This window comes from Inquilinus sp. Marseille-Q2685 (assembly GCF_916619195.1).
In the GTDB taxonomy this organism is placed as follows: Bacteria; Pseudomonadota; Alphaproteobacteria; order DSM-16000; family Inquilinaceae; genus Inquilinus.
The window spans coordinates 406,129-425,554 of the sequence record NZ_CAKAKL010000003.1 but is presented as its reverse complement, the minus strand read 5'-3'; the positions used below and the strand labels follow the sequence as shown (position 1 = coordinate 425,554).

Here is a 19,426-nt window from a genome sequence, read left to right as displayed (position 1 = left end):
GCAGATCAGGGCGGGAGGGGCGCTGCATGCGGATCGGCATCATCGGGTTCGGCTACTGGGGAAAGATACTTTCCCGATGCTTCTCGGAAGTGCCGGCACTCGACGTGTCCTTCATCGCCGATATCGCCCCTCTCAAGCGCGAGGAGGCCCGCCGCCATTTTCCGAATGCTTTGCTCGCGGCGAGCCCGGACGAGCTGTTGGGCAGAGGCAATATGGATGCCGTGGTCATAGCCACGCCGGCCAACACCCATTACGGCATCGCCAAAGCCGCTCTTGAGGCTGGAAGGCATGTCTGGATCGAGAAGCCGATTGCAGAGACGGCGGCCCAGGCACGAGCACTGGTCATGCTGGCGCAGGAGCGCAGACGGGTTCTATTCGTTGATCATACTTTTCTCTACAGTGACAGCATCAGGCTGATCAAGGAAATGCTCGTCCTAAAAGATCTCGAAAACGTCCGGTGCTACGAATCGATTCGAACCAATAAAGGGCAGTGTCGAGAGGATACCTCCATCTTTCACGATCTTGCGATCCATGACCTTGCCATTCTGGACTTCCTCGTCGGTGAGAGCCCTCTCGCCGTCTCCGCAAAAAAACTGCCGACTCAAGGCGCCGCCACGCCTGGCCAGAGGATAGCGCTGACTTATGCGTCAGGCATGAGAGCTGGAATCAACGTGAACTGGTCCGCATCGACCAAAGCCCGGCGCATTGTCATCAGCTCAAATCGGCAGGCCGTCGAGTTCGATGACATGGAGCTCCATCACAAGGTCAGATTCCATGAGCGTCCGCGCCCCGTGGCGGACGAACATGGACTTTGCGGCGTCGACGCAGATCGTCTCAACGGCAGGGTTCTGCCGCTGCACAGCCGAAGGGAAACCTTGGCGAATGCGGTCGAATGTTTTCTGCGTTGCGTGCGAACAGGAGAAAGACCCGTGTCTGACGGTTGGCAAGGCGTGCGGCTCGCCGCCATCGTCGACGCGTGCATGTCCTCTGCCGAAGCGGGTGGGACGTGGATCGAGGCGGCTCCACCCTACGAGATGGCTTGCCGGCAGGACGCCTAGGACGCCCGGATCAGCCCGATCTTCGACGCGGGCACCAGATACACGTTTTGCTCGGAAATCTCCCCTGCCCGAAACGCGCCGTCGAAGCGCCAGACCTGATAGCTCCAGTCCGACAGCAGCCCGAGCACCTTTTCTATATCCAGGACCTGGCTTTCCGCGAAAATGATGGGCTGCGATGACGCGATCGTGGCCAAGCCACCGGCGATCACATCGTATTCGTGCCCCTGCACGTCGATCTTGATGAAGAAGGGATCGAGGCCAAGACTGTCCAAGGTCGTGACGCGAACCGCGATCTCACGGATTGCCATGCGTCTGGGATCGAATCCGAACAGGGTGTCCCGGCTGAGCCAGCGGCGCGCCTCCGTCTCGCTCAGGGACGCTAGGCCGTCGAAGGCCAGCCCCCGATAGCTCGGCACGTAGAGCGGAAACTCCCCCGTACGGTCCGCCAGGGCCAGCATGTGGAAGGCGTCCGGCGGGCGGTAGAGATGGGCGATGCGGCGGGCCATTTCGGGATTCGGCTCGAAGCCGTCGATGCGAACGTTTGGACAGATGGCTTTGATGGAGCGGGTGGCCCAGCCGCGATTGGCGCCGACGTCCAGGAACAACGCATTGCCAGGCACATCAATCAGCCGCAATCCGTCCAACTCCCGGTCGTGGGGTGCGCGTATCAGCAGGCGCCATCGGTGCTCGACGGATTTGCCCAGTTCCCGAAGAAACGGGATATGGACCTGGGCCGTGCGGCCGATCTTGCGGAACAGCTGCGCCGGGTCCATGTCGTCATCTCCGACAGCGACTATTCTTCCGGTTAGATGATCGACTCCGCCCATGTTCGGGGGGTCCGCTCGTTGCGGATCTCGATCTCGTAATCGTAGCGGAATTCCTTGGGGCCCTTGGCGCGGATCCAGGCGATGATTTTGGCCAGGCCGTCCCGCAACCTATAGGTGGTCCGATAGCCCAGGAGGCGGCGTGCCTTGTCGGAGGAGCAAAACGCATGCTGCACCTCGAGCGGCCGGGAGGGCACGAAAATCGGTGCCAGCTCGAAGTCGAGCAGGTCGGCAATCTCGCGCGCCAGATCCAGTATGCTCACGACCTGCTCGTCGGGACCAAGATTGAAGACCTCCGACCGAATATCGGGGTCGACGCCAAGACGGACCAGCGAGGGCACGACATCGTCGACAAAGCTGAAGCATCGCCGTTGAGCGCCGTCGCCATAGATGACCGGCTGAAGGCCGCGGAGCATCCTGTTGATCATGATGCTCGCGACATTGCGGTAGGGATCGTCGTAGCGCTGCCGCGGGCCGATAATATTGTGCGGAACTGCGATATTGAACTCCACGCCATGAGCGTCGCAGAGCGTGCGCAGCATCAGCTCGCCAGCACATTTCGACACTGCATAGGGATCGACCGGTCGAGGATCCTGGTCTTCCGTAAAGGGCGGCGGGTTACGGCCATATCGCGCCATGGAGGAGCAATACACGATGCGCTTGACGCCGGCAGCGATGGCCGCGCTGATGAAGCCCGTCGTCGCATTGACGCCGTGCGTGCTGATCAGATGCGGCGAGAATACGCTGAGGCCCTCATGGGCCAATGCGGCGCAATGGTAGGCGACCCGTGTGCCATGGAGCATGTCGGCATAGGCATGCCGGTCGTTGCAGTCGACCATCCGGAAGTTGACCCCGGGCGGCACGTTCTCAACGGCGCCGCCCAGAAGATTGTCGATACCGGCTACCTGCTCACCACGACTCAAGAATGCGTCGGCCAGGTGGCTTCCCAGGAAACCTGCAACGCCGGTGATGAAAATCTTGTCGGTAATTTGACAATCCCCCCAGATGCACCGTCCCCGACGCCCCTCACAGCCATATCAGCCGCGGCGATATTGAATTTCTCAAGATTAGTGCGGCACAAAACCGTTTGCAAACCAAGCTTCGTTATCTTTCATGCCGACTGCAAGGCGCTACGATCGCGGTGACGGATAACAGAGCTTCATCAGAGTCCGTGATCGCGCAAGGGGATTTCCAGTGCGTGCGCGGGGTCCGGTTCAGTTGGGCCCGGCCGCTGGTCGTCCGCTTCAGCGGGGCCCGGAGGCTCCTCGATGCCTCGCCGGCTTCTCCTCCGCGCAAGGACGGCGAGGGGGCGGTCTTCAAAACGGTCGCGCCCGGAGAAGCGGCCGGGCGCAGCCCCTCGCCTGCCCTCTCCCTATTGCGGCCGCAGCCGGAAGTCGTGCCCTTCCGGCAGGGTCTGGCCGCCGTCTACGACGATGGTGGTGCCGGTGATGTAGGCGGCGTCGTCCGAGGCCAGGAAGGCCACCGCAGCCGCGACGTCCTGCGGCGTGCCGAGCCGGCCAAGCGGCACCGCCCGCTCCATCATGGCGATGAACTCGGCGCTGCGGTGCTGCTGCATCCCCTCGGTCAGGATGTTTCCGGGCTCGACCCCGTTGACAGTGATGCCGTAGCCCGAGAACTCCAGCGCCGCGGATTTCAGGAAGCCGTTGATGCCGGCCTTGGTGGCGGCGTAGTGGCCGTGGCCCGGGCTGGTGACGCGCGGGCCCGTGATCGAGGAGGTGAAGATCATCCGCCCCCCTCCCCCCGCCCGCACCGCCGGCAGCGCCGCCCGGGCGGCGAGATAGGTGCCGCGCAGGTTCACCGCCATCACCCGGTCCCACTCCTCGGGCTCGATGTCCTCGATCAGGGTCCAGGGATAGATCGCGGCGTTCTGCACCAGGATGTCGAGCCGGCCGAAGCTATCGACCGCGGCGCGCACGATAGCCTCGGCATGGTCCTTGCGGCTGATGTCGGTGGCGACGAAGCGGCCGCCCAGCCGTTCCGCCGTCGCCATCCCCGCCGCGGCCTCGGTGTCGCCGATCACCACCCGCGCGCCGTCGGCCGCCAGCCGCTCGGCGATGGCGGCGCCGATGCCCCGCGCCGCGCCGATCACGACGGCGACGCGGCCCTCCAGTTTTCCCGGCATGTCCGGTGTCCCTCTTCCTCAGTGATAGCGCGGCAGCAGGTCGCCATGCGCCTCAATCAGATCGTCCACCAGTCGCCAGATCTCGTCGAGGGACAGCTCCGCCGCGGTGTGCGGGTCCAGCATCGCGGCGTGGCGGATGGCGTCCTTGCGCCGGGTCAGCGCCGCCTCGACCACCAGCTGCTGGACGTTGATCGACAGGCGCATGATGCCGGCCAGATGCGCCGGGATGCGGCCGATCCGGATCGGCTGCACGCCGTTGCGATCGACATGGCACGGCACCTCGACCACCGCGGCGTCCGGCAGGTCGGCGATCAAACCGTCGTTGCGGACATTGCCGTAGATCAGGTTGTGCCGGCCGGTGACCATCGCATGCACGATGCCGGCCGCGTATTCGTTGCTGCGGCGGACCGGGATCGGGCTGTCGTCGGCCTCGAGCCCGGCGCGCAGCGCCTGCCATTCGGCGATCAGCGCCTCGCAGCGCCGCGGATATTCGTCGAGCGGCACCTCGTACCGGTCTAAGAGGTCGTCGCGGCCGGCCTTGATGAACCACGGGTTGTACTCGGCGAAATGGATGCTGGATTCGGTGACGAAATGCCCGGTCCGGCGCAGCATGTCGAAGCGCACCGCCTCACCCTCGGGCACGGCCCCACTCTCGGCCAGCGCCTTCAGCCGCGGGTACAGGTCCTCGCGCCCGCCATCGGGCAGCCGCTTCTCGAACTTCAGGAAATAGGCGACGTGGTTGATGCCGGCGCAGAGGTAGTCGAGGTTTTCCGGCGCCTCGCCCAGCCAGCGCGCCATGTCGGCCGAGGTCTCCTGCACGCTGTGGCACAGGCCGACCGAGCGGATGTCCGGCGCCGCCTCGGCGATCGCCCAGCAGTTCATCGCCATCGGGTTGACGTAGTTCATCAGCAGGGCGTTGGGGCAGACCGCACGCATGTCCTCGCAGATCTCCAGCAGCACCGGGATGGTGCGCAGGCCGCGGAAGATGCCGCCGATGCCCAGCGTGTCGCCGATGGTCTGGCGCAGGCCGTAGCGCTTCGGGATCTCGAAATCCGTCACCGTCGCCGGGCGGTAGCCGCCGACCTGCATCATCAGGATGACGAAATCGGCCCCGGCCATGGCCTGGCGCCGGTCCAGCGAGGCCTCGACCTTGAGGTTCTGGAGCCCCAGCGCCTGGCCGATGCGGCGGGCGACGATGGCGGAGGTGTTCAGCCGCTCGCCGTCGATGTCGTGCAGGGACACGACGCTGTCGGCCAGGTCCGGCTGGCTGAGGATGTCGCCGATGATCGACTGGGCGAACACGGTGCTGCCCGCACCGATGAGACAGATCTTGGCCATGGGAGGTCTTTCTTGGAGGGAGCTATTTCAGGCCGGACAGCGCCATGCCTTCGATGAAGTGCCGCTGGGCCAGGGTGAAGGCGATCAGGATCGGGGCGATGCTGACCAGGACGGCGGCCATCATCACGGTCCATTGCGCGGCGTATTGCTGCTGCATCAGCGCCAGCCCGACCGGCAGCGTCGTCTTCTCCAGGTCGCTCGGCAGGTAGATCAGGGCGCTGAACAGGTCGTTCCAGGAGCCGAGGAAGGCGAAGATCGCCAGCGCCGCCAGGGCCGGCCGGGCCAGCGGCAGGTAGATCCGCCACCAGATCGTCAGCAGCGACGCGCCGTCCATGCGCGCGGCCTCGGCCAGCTCGATCGGGATGGTCAGGAAGTACTGGCGCAGCAGGAAGCAGCCGAAGGCGCCGCCCAGGAACCCCGGCAGGTACAAGGGCGCCTGGGTGCCGTAGAGGCCGAGGAACTTGAAGATCACGAATTGCGGGATCGAGGCCATCTGCGCCGGGATCATCAGCGTCACCAGCAGAGCCACGAACAGCGCCTGCCGGCCGGGGAAGCGGACCACGGCGAAGACGAAGGCGCCCATCGAGCAGGTCAGCAGCTGTCCGACGGTGGAGATCGCGGCGACCTTCAGGCTGTTCCACAAGAGGCCGTCGAAGGGGATGATCCGCCACAGCGACAGGTAGTTCTCGACCGTCGGGTGCGGCGGGATCAGGGCGTGGCCGAACTGGTCGGCCGGCAGCTTCAGCGAGGTCGAGACCATCCAGGCGAAGGGCCCGACCATCAGCACCGCGCCGGCGATCAGCACGGCATAGGCCAGGGCGTCGACGCCGAGGCGCAGGGTGCGGGGCCGGGCGGTGCGGCCGCGCGGAACGATGGCGGAAGCGGCGGTCATCACTGCGCCCCCCAGCGCTTCTGCAGCCGGAAGTAGACCAGCGTCAGGACCAGGATCATGGCGGCGAGCGTCAGGCTCTGGGCCGCGGCGTCGCCCATGCGGAAGAAGCCGAAGCCGGTGCGGGAGATCGAATAGACGACGGTCGGCAGGGTCGATCCGCCGGTCGGGGGGCGGGTCAGGATGTAGATGTAGTCGAAGGCCTGGAACGCGTGGATGGTCGACAGCACGGTCTGGAAGAACAGGCTGGGCACCATCAGCGGCAGGGTGATGAACAGCAGCTGGTGCCGCGGCCGGGCGCCGTCGATCCGCGCGGCCTCGTAATAGTCGCGCGGCACCGCCTGCAGCCCGGCCAGGAACACGATCATGCCCTCGCCGATCGCGCCCCAGACGTTCACGATCACCACCGAGACCAGCACCATGCGGGGCCCGAGCCAGCGCACCGGGTCTCCGCCCAGGGCGGTGACGATGCCGTTCAGCAGCCCCTGGTCCTGGGCGAAGATCCAGCTCCAGATCAGCCCGACCGCCGTCGGCGAGGTGATCACCGGCAGGAAGTAGAGGGCGCGGAACAGCCCGACCCAGGTCACCCGCCGGTTCAGCAGCAGGGCGACACCGAGCGAGATCGCCACCGTCAGCGGCACGTAGAGCGCCGAGAAGGCCAGCGTGTTGCCGAGAGCCTTGAGGAAGCCCCGGTCGCCTGCGAGATGAGCGTAGTTCTCCAGCCCCGCCCAGCCGGGCGGGGTCAGCAGGTCCCAGCGCAGCAGGCTGAGGCCCGCGGTCGCCACCACCGAGCCGAGGGCGCCGAGCAGGAGGCCCAGCAGCGTCGGCGCCAGCAGCAGCAGGAGCCAGGCCCGGTCGCGGCCCTGGACGCGAAGGCCGTTCGGCGGCATCGCGAATCCTCAGCGCTGGCCTTGCAGGACGTCGTCGGCCGCGGAGCCGATCTCGTCCAGCGCGTCGTCGATCGCGGCGTCGCCGTTCCAGACCGGCAGCAGCGCGTCGCCGACCACGGTCGACCATTCCTCATAGCCGCGGAACGACGGCTTGATCCGGGCATAGGACAGGGCATCCAGGAACACGCGCTGGTCGATCTTCGGGCCGGGCTGGTCGAGATAGGCCGGCCCCTCCGCTACCGATTTCAGGATCGGCACGGCGAAGCCGAGCCTGGCCAGGGCCGCCTGCCCGTCCGGGCCGGCCGCGAAGGTCACGAACTGCCACGCCTCCTTGGGATGCGCGGTGGTCTTGGAGATGACGAAGCCGGCGCTGTTGACGCTGGTCACCCGCCCCTTCGGCCCGGACGGCAGCGGCGCCACGCCCCAGGCGAAGCCGCGCTCGGCATACTCCGGCACCACCCAATGGCCGGAGACGGTCATCGCCGCGATGCCGGCGGAGAAGCCGTCGGTGCCGTACTGCTTCAGCTGCTCGGGCGTCGGCATCGCCTTGTCGTCCAGCGCCATGCCCGCGATGAAGTGCCAGGCGTCGCGCGCCGCACCTTCGGCCAGCAAGGTGTGGCCGCGATCGGCGCTGACGATGTCGCCGCCATAGCTCCACACCACCGGCCCCCAGAACGGCTCGGGGTCTCCGATCTCGGACCAGAAGCCCCACTGGTCGGTGGTGCCGTCGCCGTTCTTGTCGAGCGTCAGGGCCTTGGCCGTGCGCCGCAGGTCGTCCCAGTTCCAATCCGCCGTCGGATAGGGCAGCTTGGCCGCGTCGAACATATCCTTGTTGTAGTAGAGGACGATGGTCTGGAAGTCCCGCGGCAGGCCGTAGAGGCCGTCCGGCATGCGGTAGGCCTCGAGCGTGATCGGGTAGATGCCATCGAGCGCCTTCGGGTCGGCGTCGAGATAGGGCTGCAGGTTCAGGAGCGCGCCGCGCGACTGCCAATCCGGATACAGGGGCGCGTCCATGGCGAAGATGTCGGGCGGGTTGCCGCCGGCGACCAGCACCCGCAGCTTCTGCCAGTAGGACGACCAGTCGTTGACCTCCACCTTGATCTTGATGTCGGGGTGCTTGGTCTCGAAGGCGTCGGCAACGCTGCGCCAGACCTCGCCCTCCGCCGGCGACCCCCAGATCATGTAGGTCAGCTCGGTCGCCGCCCGGGCCGGGGTCGCGGCCGCCAGCGCCGCGCAGACCAGCGCGGCGGATGCCTGGAATCTCATCTTTCGCCTCCCTCCAGGCCCGTCACCAGGCCCCTGATCGGGTTGTCCCCATGTCGCCACTGTGACACTGCGGATTCCGGATTTCTTCAGCGGATCCGCATTCATCTTCCGGAAAACCAGCACCCTAGAACCCCAGAACCAGCCCGGTGCCCAGCACGGTGTTGTCGAAATCGGGCCCCTGGCGGAAGGACGCGGTCTCCCAGCTGAGCTCGCCATAGGCGTTGAGGCCGGGCGCGATGGTGTAGACCAGGGTCGCGGCCGCGATGTGGTTGGTCCGGAGATCGGACCGGCCGGCATCGCCGTGGTCCTCGTCGCCCGCAAGGCCGTTGCCCTTTTTGGCCGTGGTCCAGGCATAGCCCAGCCCGGCCTCGAAATCGCCGAACCGCCAGGCCAGGCTGGCCGCGATCGTGTCGATCGCCTTGCCGCTGTCGGCGATGCTGTCGTAGTGGACCCAGTTGAGGCTGCCGGTGACGTCGCCGGCCGCGACCTGGGTGCCCAGGCTGTAGGCCGCGAGATCGCGATGGCCACCGACGCCGTTGCCGGTGGAGGCGGTGCCGGACACCAGGACCGACGCGCCGTCGAATTCGGCGGTGTAGTTCGCCCCGGCGGTGACGACGTTCTCGTAGAGCGTGTCGCCGTCATCGATCAGGTCGTTGCGGCCGCCGTTGCCGGCATGGCCGTCGCCGCCGACCACGGGCGTGAAGTCGACGGCGAAGGAGAAGCCGCCGAGGTCGGGCGAGGTGTATTTGATCCGGGTATCGGGGTCGCCGATGCCGGAGATGTAGGTCGGGTCCAGCGAGAAGAAGTGGCCGCCGCCATAGGGGTAGTCGTGGTCCAGGTTGTCGCCCCAGTTGGCGCCCATTCCCATCTCCGACACCACGGCGTCATGGGCGAAGATGTAGCCGTAATCGCCGGCCACCGCGTCGACGTCGCCCAGGGTGATGATGCCGAAGCCGCCCGCCAGATAGATATAGACGTGGTCGACCGTGACGTCGTCGCGGCGGTTGACGTTGTTGAACCGGATGCGGGCACCGTATTCCAGACCGCTATCGGTGACGTTCTTGGCGTCGAATTGCAGCCGGCCGCCGGAGCGGACGTCGTAGTCCCGGTTGAAATCATTGTCGCCGGACTGGCCTAGCACCGCCGCCGCCTCGAAGCCGAGGAAGCCGGAGATCTTCAGCTGCAGCCCGGCGGTGGCCGGCGCTTCCGCCGCCGTCGCCCCCATGGTCATCATGCCCGTCGCCGCGCAGATCGCCGCGGCGGCGCATGCCTGCGCCTTTGCCATCCGATGCCCCTGTTGCCTAGGCCGGTCCTCCGGACCGTCGATGGGTTCGTCCCATGCAGAGGCAAGATGAAGGGTCGGATTCCGGATTTCTTCCGTGTCTTCGCTTGTATTTTCCGGAAAGTCAGCCTCTCTTGATCGGATGAACGAGATCCCGACGCCGCCCGCCGCCCCGGTCGACATCGACGCCTATCTCGACCGCGGCGCCTTCTACGCCGAGCGGCATGTGCCGGAGCCGATGGGCCACGCGCATTGGCACGACCATGTCGAGTTGAACCTGCTGCTGGCCGGCGGCATGACCTATCTGTTCAACGGCGCGCGGATCTCGATCGGCGAGAACCGCGTGCATCTGTTCTGGGCCGCGGTGCCGCATCAGGTGATCGCGGTCGAGCCTACGGCGGACCTGATCTGCGTCTACCTGCCCTTTGCCGATTTCCTCGCCCTGCCGGTGGCGGATTCGTTCAAGTCCAGCGTCATGGACGGGCGCTTCGCGACGGTGGCGTCGCCGGACCCGATCGATCCGCTGCTGTTCCAGCGCTGGGCCGCGGAATGGCCGGACGGGTCGGAGCTGCGGCAGCAGATCCTGCGCGAGGAGGTGGGCTTGAGGGTCAAACGCCTGTCGCTCGACGCCGTGGCGCCCGGGACTTCGGCCGACGACGCGGCGACCCGTGAGGCGGAGGAGCTGGAGGAGCCCCGGCTTCGCAGCGCCGCTCCCCGGGCCATCGCACGCGTCCAGGCCATGACCGACCACATCAACGCGCATTTCGGCGAGGCCGTGACAGTCGAGGCGGTGGCCGCCGCCGGCGGGCTGCACCCGACCAACGCCATGGCGGTGTTCAAGCGGGTGCTGGGCGTCACCATCGCCCAGTACATCCGGCGCCAGCGCCTGAGCCGGGCGATGATGATGCTGGTCGACACCGACCAGTCGATCGCCGAGATCGCCTTCGGCTGCGGCTACGGCTCCCTGAGCCAGTTCTATGTGGAATTCCAGCGGCACTGCCACAGCACGCCGCGTCAGTACCGGCTCAAATTCCGCCGATAGGGACAGGGCCGCCTCAAGACTCGACCGATCGAATGACGCGGGATGATTCGAAGACTGTCTCCGGCGGCAGCGACAGCCCACCAGGAATACATTCGCTTCCCCGGTCCGGACGAACATCTCGTCCAAGCACCGTCGCCGGTGCGGCGTCGGCCGCCGCTCCCCAAGCTGCCGACGATCGTCGGGTCGAAGCCGATCACCCATCGTCGGATTTCATCTGTAACGATTTCGGCCGGTTCTGAAATCCGCAATTAACGCGGCTGACGACACTTGGCTCCTGCAGCCGGTGGTTCACACCGGCCCGGATCGGGCCCCACCCGTTCCGGCGACGTCAGCAAGAGCCGAACCGGCAGCCACGCCGGACAGGCATCACCACGACCCGTCTGTTCCGTCACAGGAGCGCCCCGCCCCCGCGGGCCTCTCCTGCGAGAGGGGAGAACCATGTCTGACCTCGCTTTCACCCGGAAGTCCTCGATGGAGCGGCCGCACCCGGCCCTGATCGTCGGCGGCCGCCAGGCCGCGCCGCAACGGAGCACGCCGAACCTGGCCTCGGTCGACCTGAACCTGCTGGTGGCGCTGGAGGCGCTGCTGCAGTTCCGCAACGTCACCCACGCCGCCCAACATGTCGGCCAGAGCCAGCCGGCGATGAGCCGGGCCCTGGCCAGGCTGCGCGGCATGTTCAACGACGAGATCCTGGTCCGCACCTCGACCGGCCTGGCCCCGACGCCGCGGGGCGAGCGGCTGGCAGAGCTGCTGCCCTCGGTGCTCGACGCCATCCGGGAGATGGTCACCAGCCGCAGCTTCGCTCCCGGCGAATGGCGGTCGAAGGTGACGATGGCGATGCCCGACCACCAGTCCCTGGTCCTGCTGCCGCGCCTGCTGCCGCGGCTGCGCGAGCGGGCGCCGCATCTCGACGTCGTCACCGATCCGCTGCTGGCCGGCGCCCTGCGGCGGCTCGAACAGGGCGAGATCGACCTCGCCGTCGGGCAGATCGGCGACACCCCGCCCGGCTATTTCCGGCGCAGCCTCTACGCCGACCGCTTCGCCTGCCTGCTGCGCCGGGACCATCCGGCCCTGGCGCAGGACTGGACGATCGAACGCTTCTCGACCCTGCGCCACGCCGTGATCGCCTCCGGCGCCGAGGACGGCTTCGGCCAGGTCTATGACGGGCTGGCCAAGCTGGACCTGCCGGACCGCGACCCGATCCTGGTCCCCAACATGCTGACGGCGCCGGCGATGATCGCCGAGACCGACCTGGTGCTGACCGTGCCGCACCGCGTCGCCACTCGCGTCGCCGCGATGCTGCCGCTGGCGGTGGTCGACCCGCCGCTGGAGCTGCCGGCCTACGAGGTCGCGCTGATCTGGCATGAGCGCCGCCATCGCGACCCGGACCACAGCTGGCTGCGCGGCGAGATCGCGGCCGCGGCGCTGGCGACGGTGCAGGGCAGCCACCAGCCCGCCGCGGCGATGGGGTCATGCGACGCGGCAGCGTCGTGATCCTCCCCGCGGATCATGGCCCGGCCGGCTCGAGGCGGCCGGGCCGGCCGCCTCAGACGACCCGCTCGCCATCCGCGGGCGCCAGGCACGCAGCCAGGCGTTCCGCCAGCGGCCGCGATCGCAGCGGCTTCCGGAGCACCTCGAGGACACCGGCCGCCTCGATCTCCGCGGAATCGAGGCCGCCGAAATGGCCGGTCATCATCAGGATCGGCAGGCCGGGGCGGATGCGATGCAGCTCGGCCGCCAGCTCGATCCCCGTCACGTCGGGCATCAGCGCGTCGGTCAGGACCAGGTCGAAGCGGTCGGGGTCGGCGCGAAAGGCGGCCAGGGCGGCCGCGCTGCTGTCGAAGCCGACGGGCTCGTACTGCAGCGCGGCCAGCATCTCCTCCAGCAGCAGCACCAGCGGCGTCTCGTCATCGACCACGAGGATGGTCTCGCCGCGCCCCCACAGCGACGACGCCTCGGCGATCTCCTCCTCATCCGCCACCGGCTCCTCGGTCAGGGGCAGATAGGCCTCGAAGGTGCTGCCGCTTCCGGGCTGGCTCTCGACGTTCATGGCGCCGCCCTGCCCGGTCACGATGCCGTACACCGTCGGCAGGCCGAGGCCGGTGCCGCTGCCCACCGCCTTGGTGGTGAAGAAAGGCTCGAAGATCCGCTTCATCACGGCAGGGTCGATGCCGTGGCCGGAATCCGCCACGCTGAGGCGCAGATAGTCGCCGGCCTTCAGGGGCCCATGCGACAGCACCGTGTCCGACGGGATCCGGGCCAGGTCGAGGCCGATCTCGATCCGGCCCTGCCCGCCCATGGCATGCGATGCGTTGGTGCACAGATTCATCACGATCTGCTGCAGCTCGGTGACGTCGCCCAGGATCGCCGCATCCCCGGCCGCGAACCTGCGATGGAGGGTGATCGACGGAGGCAGGGAGGCGCGCAATAGCTCCAGCGCCTCGGCGACCACGGGCTCGGGGCGGATCGCGTGATAGCGGCGTTCCCGCCGGCGGCTGAAGGCCAGGATCTGGTCGATCACCGACTGCGCCCGCGTGCCCGCGGTCATGATCTGCTTCACATACTGCTGGGTCGAGCCGCTGCGGGTCAGCGTCGACAGCGCCAGTTCGCCGTATCCAAGAATGGCGCCCAGGATATTGTTGAACTCATGGGCGATGCCGCCGGCCAGGGCACCGAGCGATTCCAGCCGCTGCGACTGGGCCAGCTGGGTCTCCAGCGCCTCGCGCTGGACCTCGCTGCGCTCGCGCTCGATCGCGTTGGCGAAGCTTTCAGCCGCGGTGCGTAGCAGGGCGACGTCGCCGGTGGACCAGCGCTTCTCCGCCGTCACCCCCTCGAACATCAGCACGCCCGAGCGGCTGCCGGCCTTGCCCAGGGGAATCGACAGCCAGGAGCGGAGGCCGAGCAGCGCCAAGCGGTCCTTGACCGGCCCGTCGGGCAGCGCGACGACGGACGGCACGTGGATCGTCCCGTCATCACCCCCGGCCGAGATCGGCCAGTCATTGGCCAGATCGAGCAACATCCGGCCGGTGTCGGCCGTGTTCGGCACCTCGGGCTGAGACCATGAGTACTCGCGGTCGCCCGGCGCCGTGTCCAAGCCCCAGACGAAGATATGGGCCCGGTCGAACAGCATATGTCCGGCCAGCCGCGCCAGACCCTGCTCGATGCCGTCGTCGAGGCGGGCCCGGGGCAGGTTGATGAAGTCGGTCGAGATCGTGGCGATCAGGTTTTCCAGCGCAAGGCGCTTCTCCAGCGCCCGAGCATTGGCCCGCAGCCGCAGGAACAGGTAGCAGACATAGGCCGCGAGGCCGACTGCGACAGCGTAGAGCAGGAGGCGGAAATACAGGGCCCGCGTCGCGGCCCGGCCATAGGCGGAGAAATAGGCCTGCTTGATCTCCTGCGCCTGGATCGCGATCGGCGCTGCCTGCAGGCGGGTGACGAGGCTGTCCACGGTCGGGAGGGTGGCGAGAATCAAGTGTCCGTGCATGACCAGGGCGTCGACGCCCTCGGCCGCGGCGCCAGGAACATCCAGGCTGCGCAGCCGATCGAGCGCGGCCGACAGCTCGGCAGCCATCTCGCTTCTGGGATCCGCGGCGAACAGCAGCATGGCGCTGGCCAGGCTGCCGATCTCCGACGCAAGGGCGGTCTGCCGCACGCCCTCCGCCTGATCGAGCCGCCGGGCCGTGTGGTTGAAGAAGCTGAGCGAGTTCTGCAGCAGCGCGTTGCTGGACTTGAAATCGTCGACCAGCCCCTCCTGTTCGTCGACCGATGTGATCAGCCGCGCCACGTCGTGGTCGAGGGCGGTGCGGGTGTCGCCTTCGGCGATGTCGCCGGCGGTCTTCAGGCTGGCCGCAGCCCGCCGCAGCGCCGCCATGGACTGCACCAGCGGGTCGTAGGTGCGCAGCAGCCCGGTGCGGGAGCGCAGCACATCGCGCTGCAGCGCCGCATTGTTGAGGTCGAGCGAGCGCAGGGCGTCCAGCGTGCGTTCATGCTGCGCGGCGTCGGGCGTGGCGCCGTGGACAAGCAGATAGGTCAGCGCCAGCAGCAGGGCCAGGAGGGCGACACCGAGCGTTCTCATCGGGCCTCGGCGGCGGTGATCTGCGCCAGCGGCCTGCCATCGTATTCGCCGGTCAGCGTACCCAGGAACTGGATGATCAGGTCACGGTCTTCCTGCGGCATGGTGCGGCCGAGCTGGGCCTGGGCCATGATCACGACGGCCGCGTCGAGCGTGTCAGCGGAGCCGTCGTGGAAATAGGGCGCCGTCAGCGCGACGTTGCGGAGGCTGGGCACGCGGAACACCCGCCGGTCCGCCTCGCGGCCGGTGATGGCGAAGCGGCCTTGATCCGCGACGTCGTCATCCGACCGGCCCGCGAAGGGGTCGGAGAAGACGCCGAACTTCTGGAACAGGTTGCCGCCGACGTTGCGGCCCTGATGGCAGGCGATGCAGCCATAGGCCTTGAACAGCTCGTAGCCGCGCTTCTCGTCCGCGGTGATGGCCGTGGCGTCGCCGCGCAAGTAGCGGTCGAACCGGGCGTTCGGTGTCGACAGCGACCGTTGGAAGGTAGCCAGCGCGTCCAGCACCGAGTCGCGGGTCGCCTCGCCGCCATAAGCCGATTCGAAAGCGCTGCGATAACCGGAATCCCGATTCAGCTTCGCCAGCACGTCGGGCCAGCGCGCGTTCATCAGCCGGGGCTCGAGCAGCACCATCTCGTTATGGGCCTCCAACGCCCTGTGGTTGCCGCGCCAGTTCAAGCGGAAATTGCCGGCGACGTTGAACACGGTCGGCGTGTTGAAGGGCTCCAGCTGCCCGTTCGCGCCTCTCGAATGGGCGAGGCCGTCGGCGCCGCCGCGATTGAACTCGTGGCAGGAGGCGCAGGAGCGGACATCGCCCCCCGACAGCCGGACATCCGAGAACAGCGCCTTGCCGAGCGCGATCTTGGCCGGGTCCAGGGTCCGGTCCGGCTCGATCGGCGCGATCGGCTCCTCCCGGACGGGGTCGACGCCCTGCCCCAGCGCCGCGCCGAACACCAGGACCGCGAGGCCGGCGGCCACGCTCCAGGCCAGACTGCGCGAGACGATGCTCATCACAACGACTCCACGGCGGGGGCGAAGACGTAGCCGACGCCGCGCTCGGTCTTGATCAGGGCCGGGTCGCTGGGATTGGCCTCCAGCTTGCGGCGCAGGCGCAGGACCAGCACGTCGACGCTGCGGTCGAAGACCTCCGAGTCGTGAACCCGGCTGGTGACCAGCAGTTGCTCCCGGGTCATCACCCGCTGCGGCGACCGGACAAAGGCCGTCAGCAGGTTGAACTCGCCGGAGGTCAGGCTGACCTCGGCGCCCTCGGGGGAGGTCAGGCGCCGCCTGGCGATGTCCAGCTCCCACCCGTCGAAGCGGTAGCGGGCCCGGCTCTCCCGCCGGCGCGCCCGTTCCCCGGCCGAGTCCAGGCGCCGGAGGACGGTCCGGACCCGGGCCACCAGCTCGCGCAGGGCCAGCGGCTTGGTCAGATAGTCGTCGGCGCCCAGCTCGAGCCCGATGACGCGGTCCATCTCCTCCAGGCGATGGCCGGTGATCAGGATCACGGGCGCGTCGGAGCTGGTGCGCAGGCCACGCATCAGATCCATCCCGTCCTCCTGCCCCAGCTTCAGGTCGAGGATGACCAGGTCGATCTCCTCCGTGGCCAGGATTCGCGTCATCGCCGCGCCGGATGAAGCCGGTCGGACCTCGAAATCATGGCGCTCAAGATATTCACAGATCACGTCGCGCATCGCCGGATCGTCGTCGACCACGAGAATACGTTTCACCGCGTAACCTCGCCCGCGAGTTCGGTCAGACCTGATTCCACGCGACTGACCATGGCGACGAGCGGCCAAAGCATTGGAAATACTGCTTCATCCACCGCAGGCGCCACGCCGCCGCGAGACATACCACCATACCACTTTCGTATGAAGCAATTCCGCCCCGGGCCATCCTACGATGAAATCCATGACGCGCGCACAGGCGAAGCGGGAGGAACGGTTGCGGAGAGACCGAGCGGGCCAGACCAGTGGCAGCGCCTCCTCCCCGAATCCGAAGGTCGACCGGGCCTTCCCGGGCCGATAGCCTCATGGTCGGCCAGCGATTCGCATGGGCGGCGAAGACTGACGCCGGCGCCGTCCGCCAGCACAATGAGGACGCGTTCCTCCTGCGGCCCGAGCACGGGCTTTGGGCCGTTGCCGACGGAATGGGCGGCCATCTGCGGGGTGACCATGCCAGCCGGATGGTCATGGATGCCCTGGCGCAGGGCGATGCCGCCGCCGCCATCGACGAGATTCGCGCGAGGATCGCCGTGGCCCATCGGGCGCTGCTGAGGGAGGCCGCCAGCCTCGGCGACGGCGCCGTCATCGGCGCGACTGCCGTCATCCTGGTCGTTCGCGACGGCCGCTACACCTGCCTGTGGGCCGGGGACAGCCGGCTCTACCGGCTGCGCGACGGGGTGCTGCGGCAACTCACCCGCGATCATTCCTATGTCCAACGCCTGATCGACAGCGGCAGTCTGACGCCCGAGGAGGGACGCCGCCACCCCGGCGCCAATGTGATCACACGCGCCGTCGGCGCCTCCGGGCCGCTCGAGCTCGACCTGGTGGAGGGCGACAGCCGGCCCGGCGACGTCTATCTGCTGTGCAGCGACGGCCTGACCAATGTCGTCACCGACGCTGAAATCGCGGACCGGCTGGGCGCCCTATCCTGCGAGCAGGCATCGGTCGCCCTGCTGGAGCTGGCGCTCGCGCGCGGGGCTCCCGACAACGTCACCATCGTCGTCATCGCCCATCTCGCGGACGCCTGAGGCGTCCCGTCCGCCGTTCGCCCGATCGATCCGGGCCGGCCTCCGGTTGTGGAGACCGGCCCGGCGCCCCCTCATGCCGCGGCCGCGACGCTCGAGGATTCGATCCGCTTCAGCCCGGCGCTGACGCCGGCGAGCCCCGATCGCAACGTCTCTCCGACGGCGCCCTGGCCGATGTCGAACGGCGGGTTGTCGAGCAGATCGACGATGTTGTTGCCGTCGAGATAGCCGAGATTCGTCTGGATCGTCTCCGCCACGGCCTGGATCGCCTTCGCCCTGCCCTCGCCCGCCTGCCCGATGATGGCGGCGAGCTGGTCGGAGATCTCGCCGTCGATCTGCAGGAAGATGTCGTCGACATGCCGCCAGGTGCCGCCGAGAGCCTCCACCTTGACGATCTGATTGACCCGGCGCTTGACCTCGTCCTTCTGCTTGATGGCGGCGTTGCGGTGCGCTTCCCACACCTCCTTGATGCTTTCGACCAGGCTGGTGACGAGGTCGTCGCCCTTGGCCGTCTCCGTCTTCTTGAAGCCGAGCAGGCCGATGAGCGACTCGTCCTTCAGGAACATCTGCTGGATGACGGCTACCAGGCGCTGCACGGCCTTGCGCTTGTCGGCCGCGACATCCTCCGCCCTGCGCTTGCCGCCCGTGTCATCCTCTTCCTCGGGCCAACCCGACGCCACCATGCCCGCGATCCGGTCGGGGCTCGCCTGGTTCATCGGATAGGGCAGCTGGCGCTGCTTGGCCTGGACCTTGGCCAGGTTGAACAGGCTCTGCGTCACCTCCTCCTGGGTGAGATCCTCGGTCGAGACGCTGTCGAGATCGATCCCGTTCACCATGACCGTCTCGCGGCCGGGCTTGTCCTCGTCGGTCTCCGGCTTGTCGTCATCGACATATTGGAGGTTCCGAAGATTCTCCGGATAGGCCAGCATCAGCAGCAGCCGGCTGGTGAAGTTGTGCAGCCGCATCTCCCGCTCTTCCGGCGGCAGGGCGGCCAGCATCTCCTCGAGCCAGGCCGAGATCTTCTCGGTCAACGGGCCCAGTTCGGCCTTCTGCCCCACACCACCGATCTGCCGGCTCAGGCTGATGGCGTGGCCGGCGATCGTCGACGACGCGGTGGCGATGCCCGACTGCAGCTCCGCCGAGAGGGGCTCGTCGCCCTCTTCCTCGTCCTCGCTGTCAGACTGGACGACGTTCTCCATCAGATCCTCTTCAGGGACATCGTCGTCCCCGGCCTCGCTGGCCGTGGGCGTGAGAATCGGTGAGCCTTCAGTGTCCGAATCCCCGTCGATCGATGCCGGCTGCTCGGCCGCACCGGCCTGCTGATCGGACCCGGCCTCATCGCCGTCGACGTCGTCATCGGCCATATTGAAATAGTTGCGGTTCTCTTCCTGGATCGCCGCAAGGCCGCTCTTCTGCTCCTCGGTCAGCGCATCGTCGATCCTGACCTTCGGATGCCCGATCCCGAAATCGTCGAAATATTCCGAGATCCGCTTCTTCGCCTTGCTGTCGCTACCCTCCTTCAGATCCACCCGGATGTTGGATCCGTCATATCTCAGCCAGCCGACGACCTCGCATCGGACCGGGTCGCTCGATTTGAACTTCTTGCCGCTCTTCTTATTGTCATAGGCCATCTTCTTGAGAGTCATCTCCAGACTCTCGAGGCCGACCGGCCGGACGATGATGACCGAGGTCTCGTCCGGCTTTCCGGCCTTGTAGGCGCCGCCGGCGAAGCAGCAGCGGATATCCGTTCCCGCCTCGTTTGTCTTGCCGTGGGTCGCTTTGATCAGCGCCAGGAACTTCCTGGCCTGCGCTTCCTTGTGTGGCTTCGGCATTGTCTCTCTCCAGTCAGCTTGAGCAAAAATTGAAGGACATCGGCG

16 protein-coding genes are annotated in these 19,426 nt (G+C 67.4%); 4 read left to right on the top strand and 12 right to left on the bottom strand.

Going from position 1 to position 19,426, the window contains the following annotated elements; translation table 11 throughout:
• Positions 1–26: 26 nt before the first annotated feature.
• Positions 27–1,058, top strand: a complete 1,032-nt coding sequence (locus LG391_RS19760; RefSeq protein WP_225769750.1) for a Gfo/Idh/MocA family protein — start codon at positions 27–29, stop codon at positions 1,056–1,058.
• Here the strand turns inward: LG391_RS19760 and LG391_RS19755 are convergent.
• From LG391_RS19755 to LG391_RS19720, 8 genes are all read right to left on the bottom strand, one after another.
• Positions 1,055–1,831, bottom strand: coding sequence for an FkbM family methyltransferase (locus LG391_RS19755; protein ID WP_225769749.1), 777 nt, complete (start codon positions 1,829–1,831; stop codon positions 1,055–1,057). The genes LG391_RS19760 and LG391_RS19755 overlap by 4 nt on opposite strands.
• A 32-nt stretch (positions 1,832–1,863) precedes the next feature.
• Positions 1,864–2,853 (bottom strand): NAD(P)-dependent oxidoreductase, encoded by a 990-nt coding sequence (locus LG391_RS19750; RefSeq protein ID WP_225769819.1) that lies wholly within the window; start codon positions 2,851–2,853, stop codon positions 1,864–1,866.
• Positions 2,854–3,254: 401 nt separating this feature from the next.
• A complete protein-coding gene (locus LG391_RS19745) occupies positions 3,255–4,025 on the bottom strand; it encodes an SDR family oxidoreductase (RefSeq protein ID WP_225769748.1) in 771 nt (256 codons plus the stop codon).
• Between the two features lie 18 nt (positions 4,026–4,043).
• Entirely contained in the window at positions 4,044–5,363 is a 1,320-nt protein-coding gene (locus LG391_RS19740; RefSeq protein WP_225769747.1) for an alpha-glucosidase/alpha-galactosidase, read from the bottom strand.
• 22 nt (positions 5,364–5,385) lie between these two features.
• Positions 5,386–6,255, bottom strand: coding sequence for a carbohydrate ABC transporter permease (locus tag LG391_RS19735; RefSeq protein WP_225769746.1), 870 nt, complete (start codon positions 6,253–6,255; stop codon positions 5,386–5,388).
• Positions 6,255–7,142: a carbohydrate ABC transporter permease gene (locus LG391_RS19730; protein WP_225769745.1), complete on the bottom strand. Its 888-nt coding sequence runs from the start codon at positions 7,140–7,142 to the stop codon at positions 6,255–6,257. The genes LG391_RS19735 and LG391_RS19730 overlap by 1 nt, the downstream gene beginning before the upstream one ends.
• Positions 7,143–7,151: 9 nt before the next feature.
• Complete coding sequence (locus tag LG391_RS19725; protein WP_225769744.1) at positions 7,152–8,408, bottom strand: sugar ABC transporter substrate-binding protein; 1,257 nt, start codon at positions 8,406–8,408, stop codon at positions 7,152–7,154.
• Positions 8,409–8,532: 124 nt separating this feature from the next.
• Positions 8,533–9,693, bottom strand: coding sequence for a porin (locus tag LG391_RS19720; protein WP_225769743.1), 1,161 nt, complete (start codon positions 9,691–9,693; stop codon positions 8,533–8,535).
• Between the two features lie 139 nt (positions 9,694–9,832).
• On the opposite strand from LG391_RS19720, the gene LG391_RS19715 reads away from it, so the two are divergent.
• On the top strand, positions 9,833–10,732 hold the full coding sequence (locus tag LG391_RS19715) for a helix-turn-helix domain-containing protein (protein WP_225769742.1): 900 nt from the start codon (positions 9,833–9,835) through the stop codon (positions 10,730–10,732).
• A gap of 438 nt (positions 10,733–11,170) precedes the next feature.
• Positions 11,171–12,226, top strand: coding sequence for a LysR family transcriptional regulator (locus LG391_RS19710; protein ID WP_304608520.1), 1,056 nt, complete (start codon positions 11,171–11,173; stop codon positions 12,224–12,226).
• 52 nt (positions 12,227–12,278) lie between these two features.
• Here LG391_RS19710 and LG391_RS19705 read toward each other — a convergent pair whose 3' ends face one another.
• Genes LG391_RS19705 through LG391_RS19695 form a run of 3 tightly spaced genes read right to left on the bottom strand, consistent with a single transcriptional unit; the run spans position 12,279 to position 16,530 of the window.
• Positions 12,279–14,807, bottom strand: coding sequence for a two-component system VirA-like sensor kinase (locus LG391_RS19705; protein WP_225769741.1), 2,529 nt, complete (start codon positions 14,805–14,807; stop codon positions 12,279–12,281).
• Entirely contained in the window at positions 14,804–15,814 is a 1,011-nt protein-coding gene (locus LG391_RS19700; RefSeq protein WP_225769740.1) for a cytochrome-c peroxidase, read from the bottom strand. Before LG391_RS19700 ends, LG391_RS19705 begins: the two co-directional genes overlap by 4 nt.
• The gene (locus tag LG391_RS19695) at positions 15,814–16,530 is read right to left on the bottom strand and encodes a response regulator (protein WP_225769739.1); all 717 of its coding nucleotides are present in this window, start codon (positions 16,528–16,530) and stop codon (positions 15,814–15,816) included. The genes LG391_RS19700 and LG391_RS19695 overlap by 1 nt, the downstream gene beginning before the upstream one ends.
• Positions 16,531–16,832: 302 nt before the next feature.
• Between LG391_RS19695 and LG391_RS19690 the strand changes: the two genes are divergently transcribed.
• Positions 16,833–17,552, top strand: coding sequence for a PP2C family serine/threonine-protein phosphatase (locus LG391_RS19690; RefSeq protein ID WP_225769738.1), 720 nt, complete (start codon positions 16,833–16,835; stop codon positions 17,550–17,552).
• Between the two features lie 71 nt (positions 17,553–17,623).
• Here the strand turns inward: LG391_RS19690 and LG391_RS19685 are convergent, their stop codons facing one another.
• Positions 17,624–19,381, bottom strand: coding sequence for a hypothetical protein (locus LG391_RS19685; RefSeq protein ID WP_225769737.1), 1,758 nt, complete (start codon positions 19,379–19,381; stop codon positions 17,624–17,626).
• Positions 19,382–19,426 lie beyond the last annotated feature (45 nt).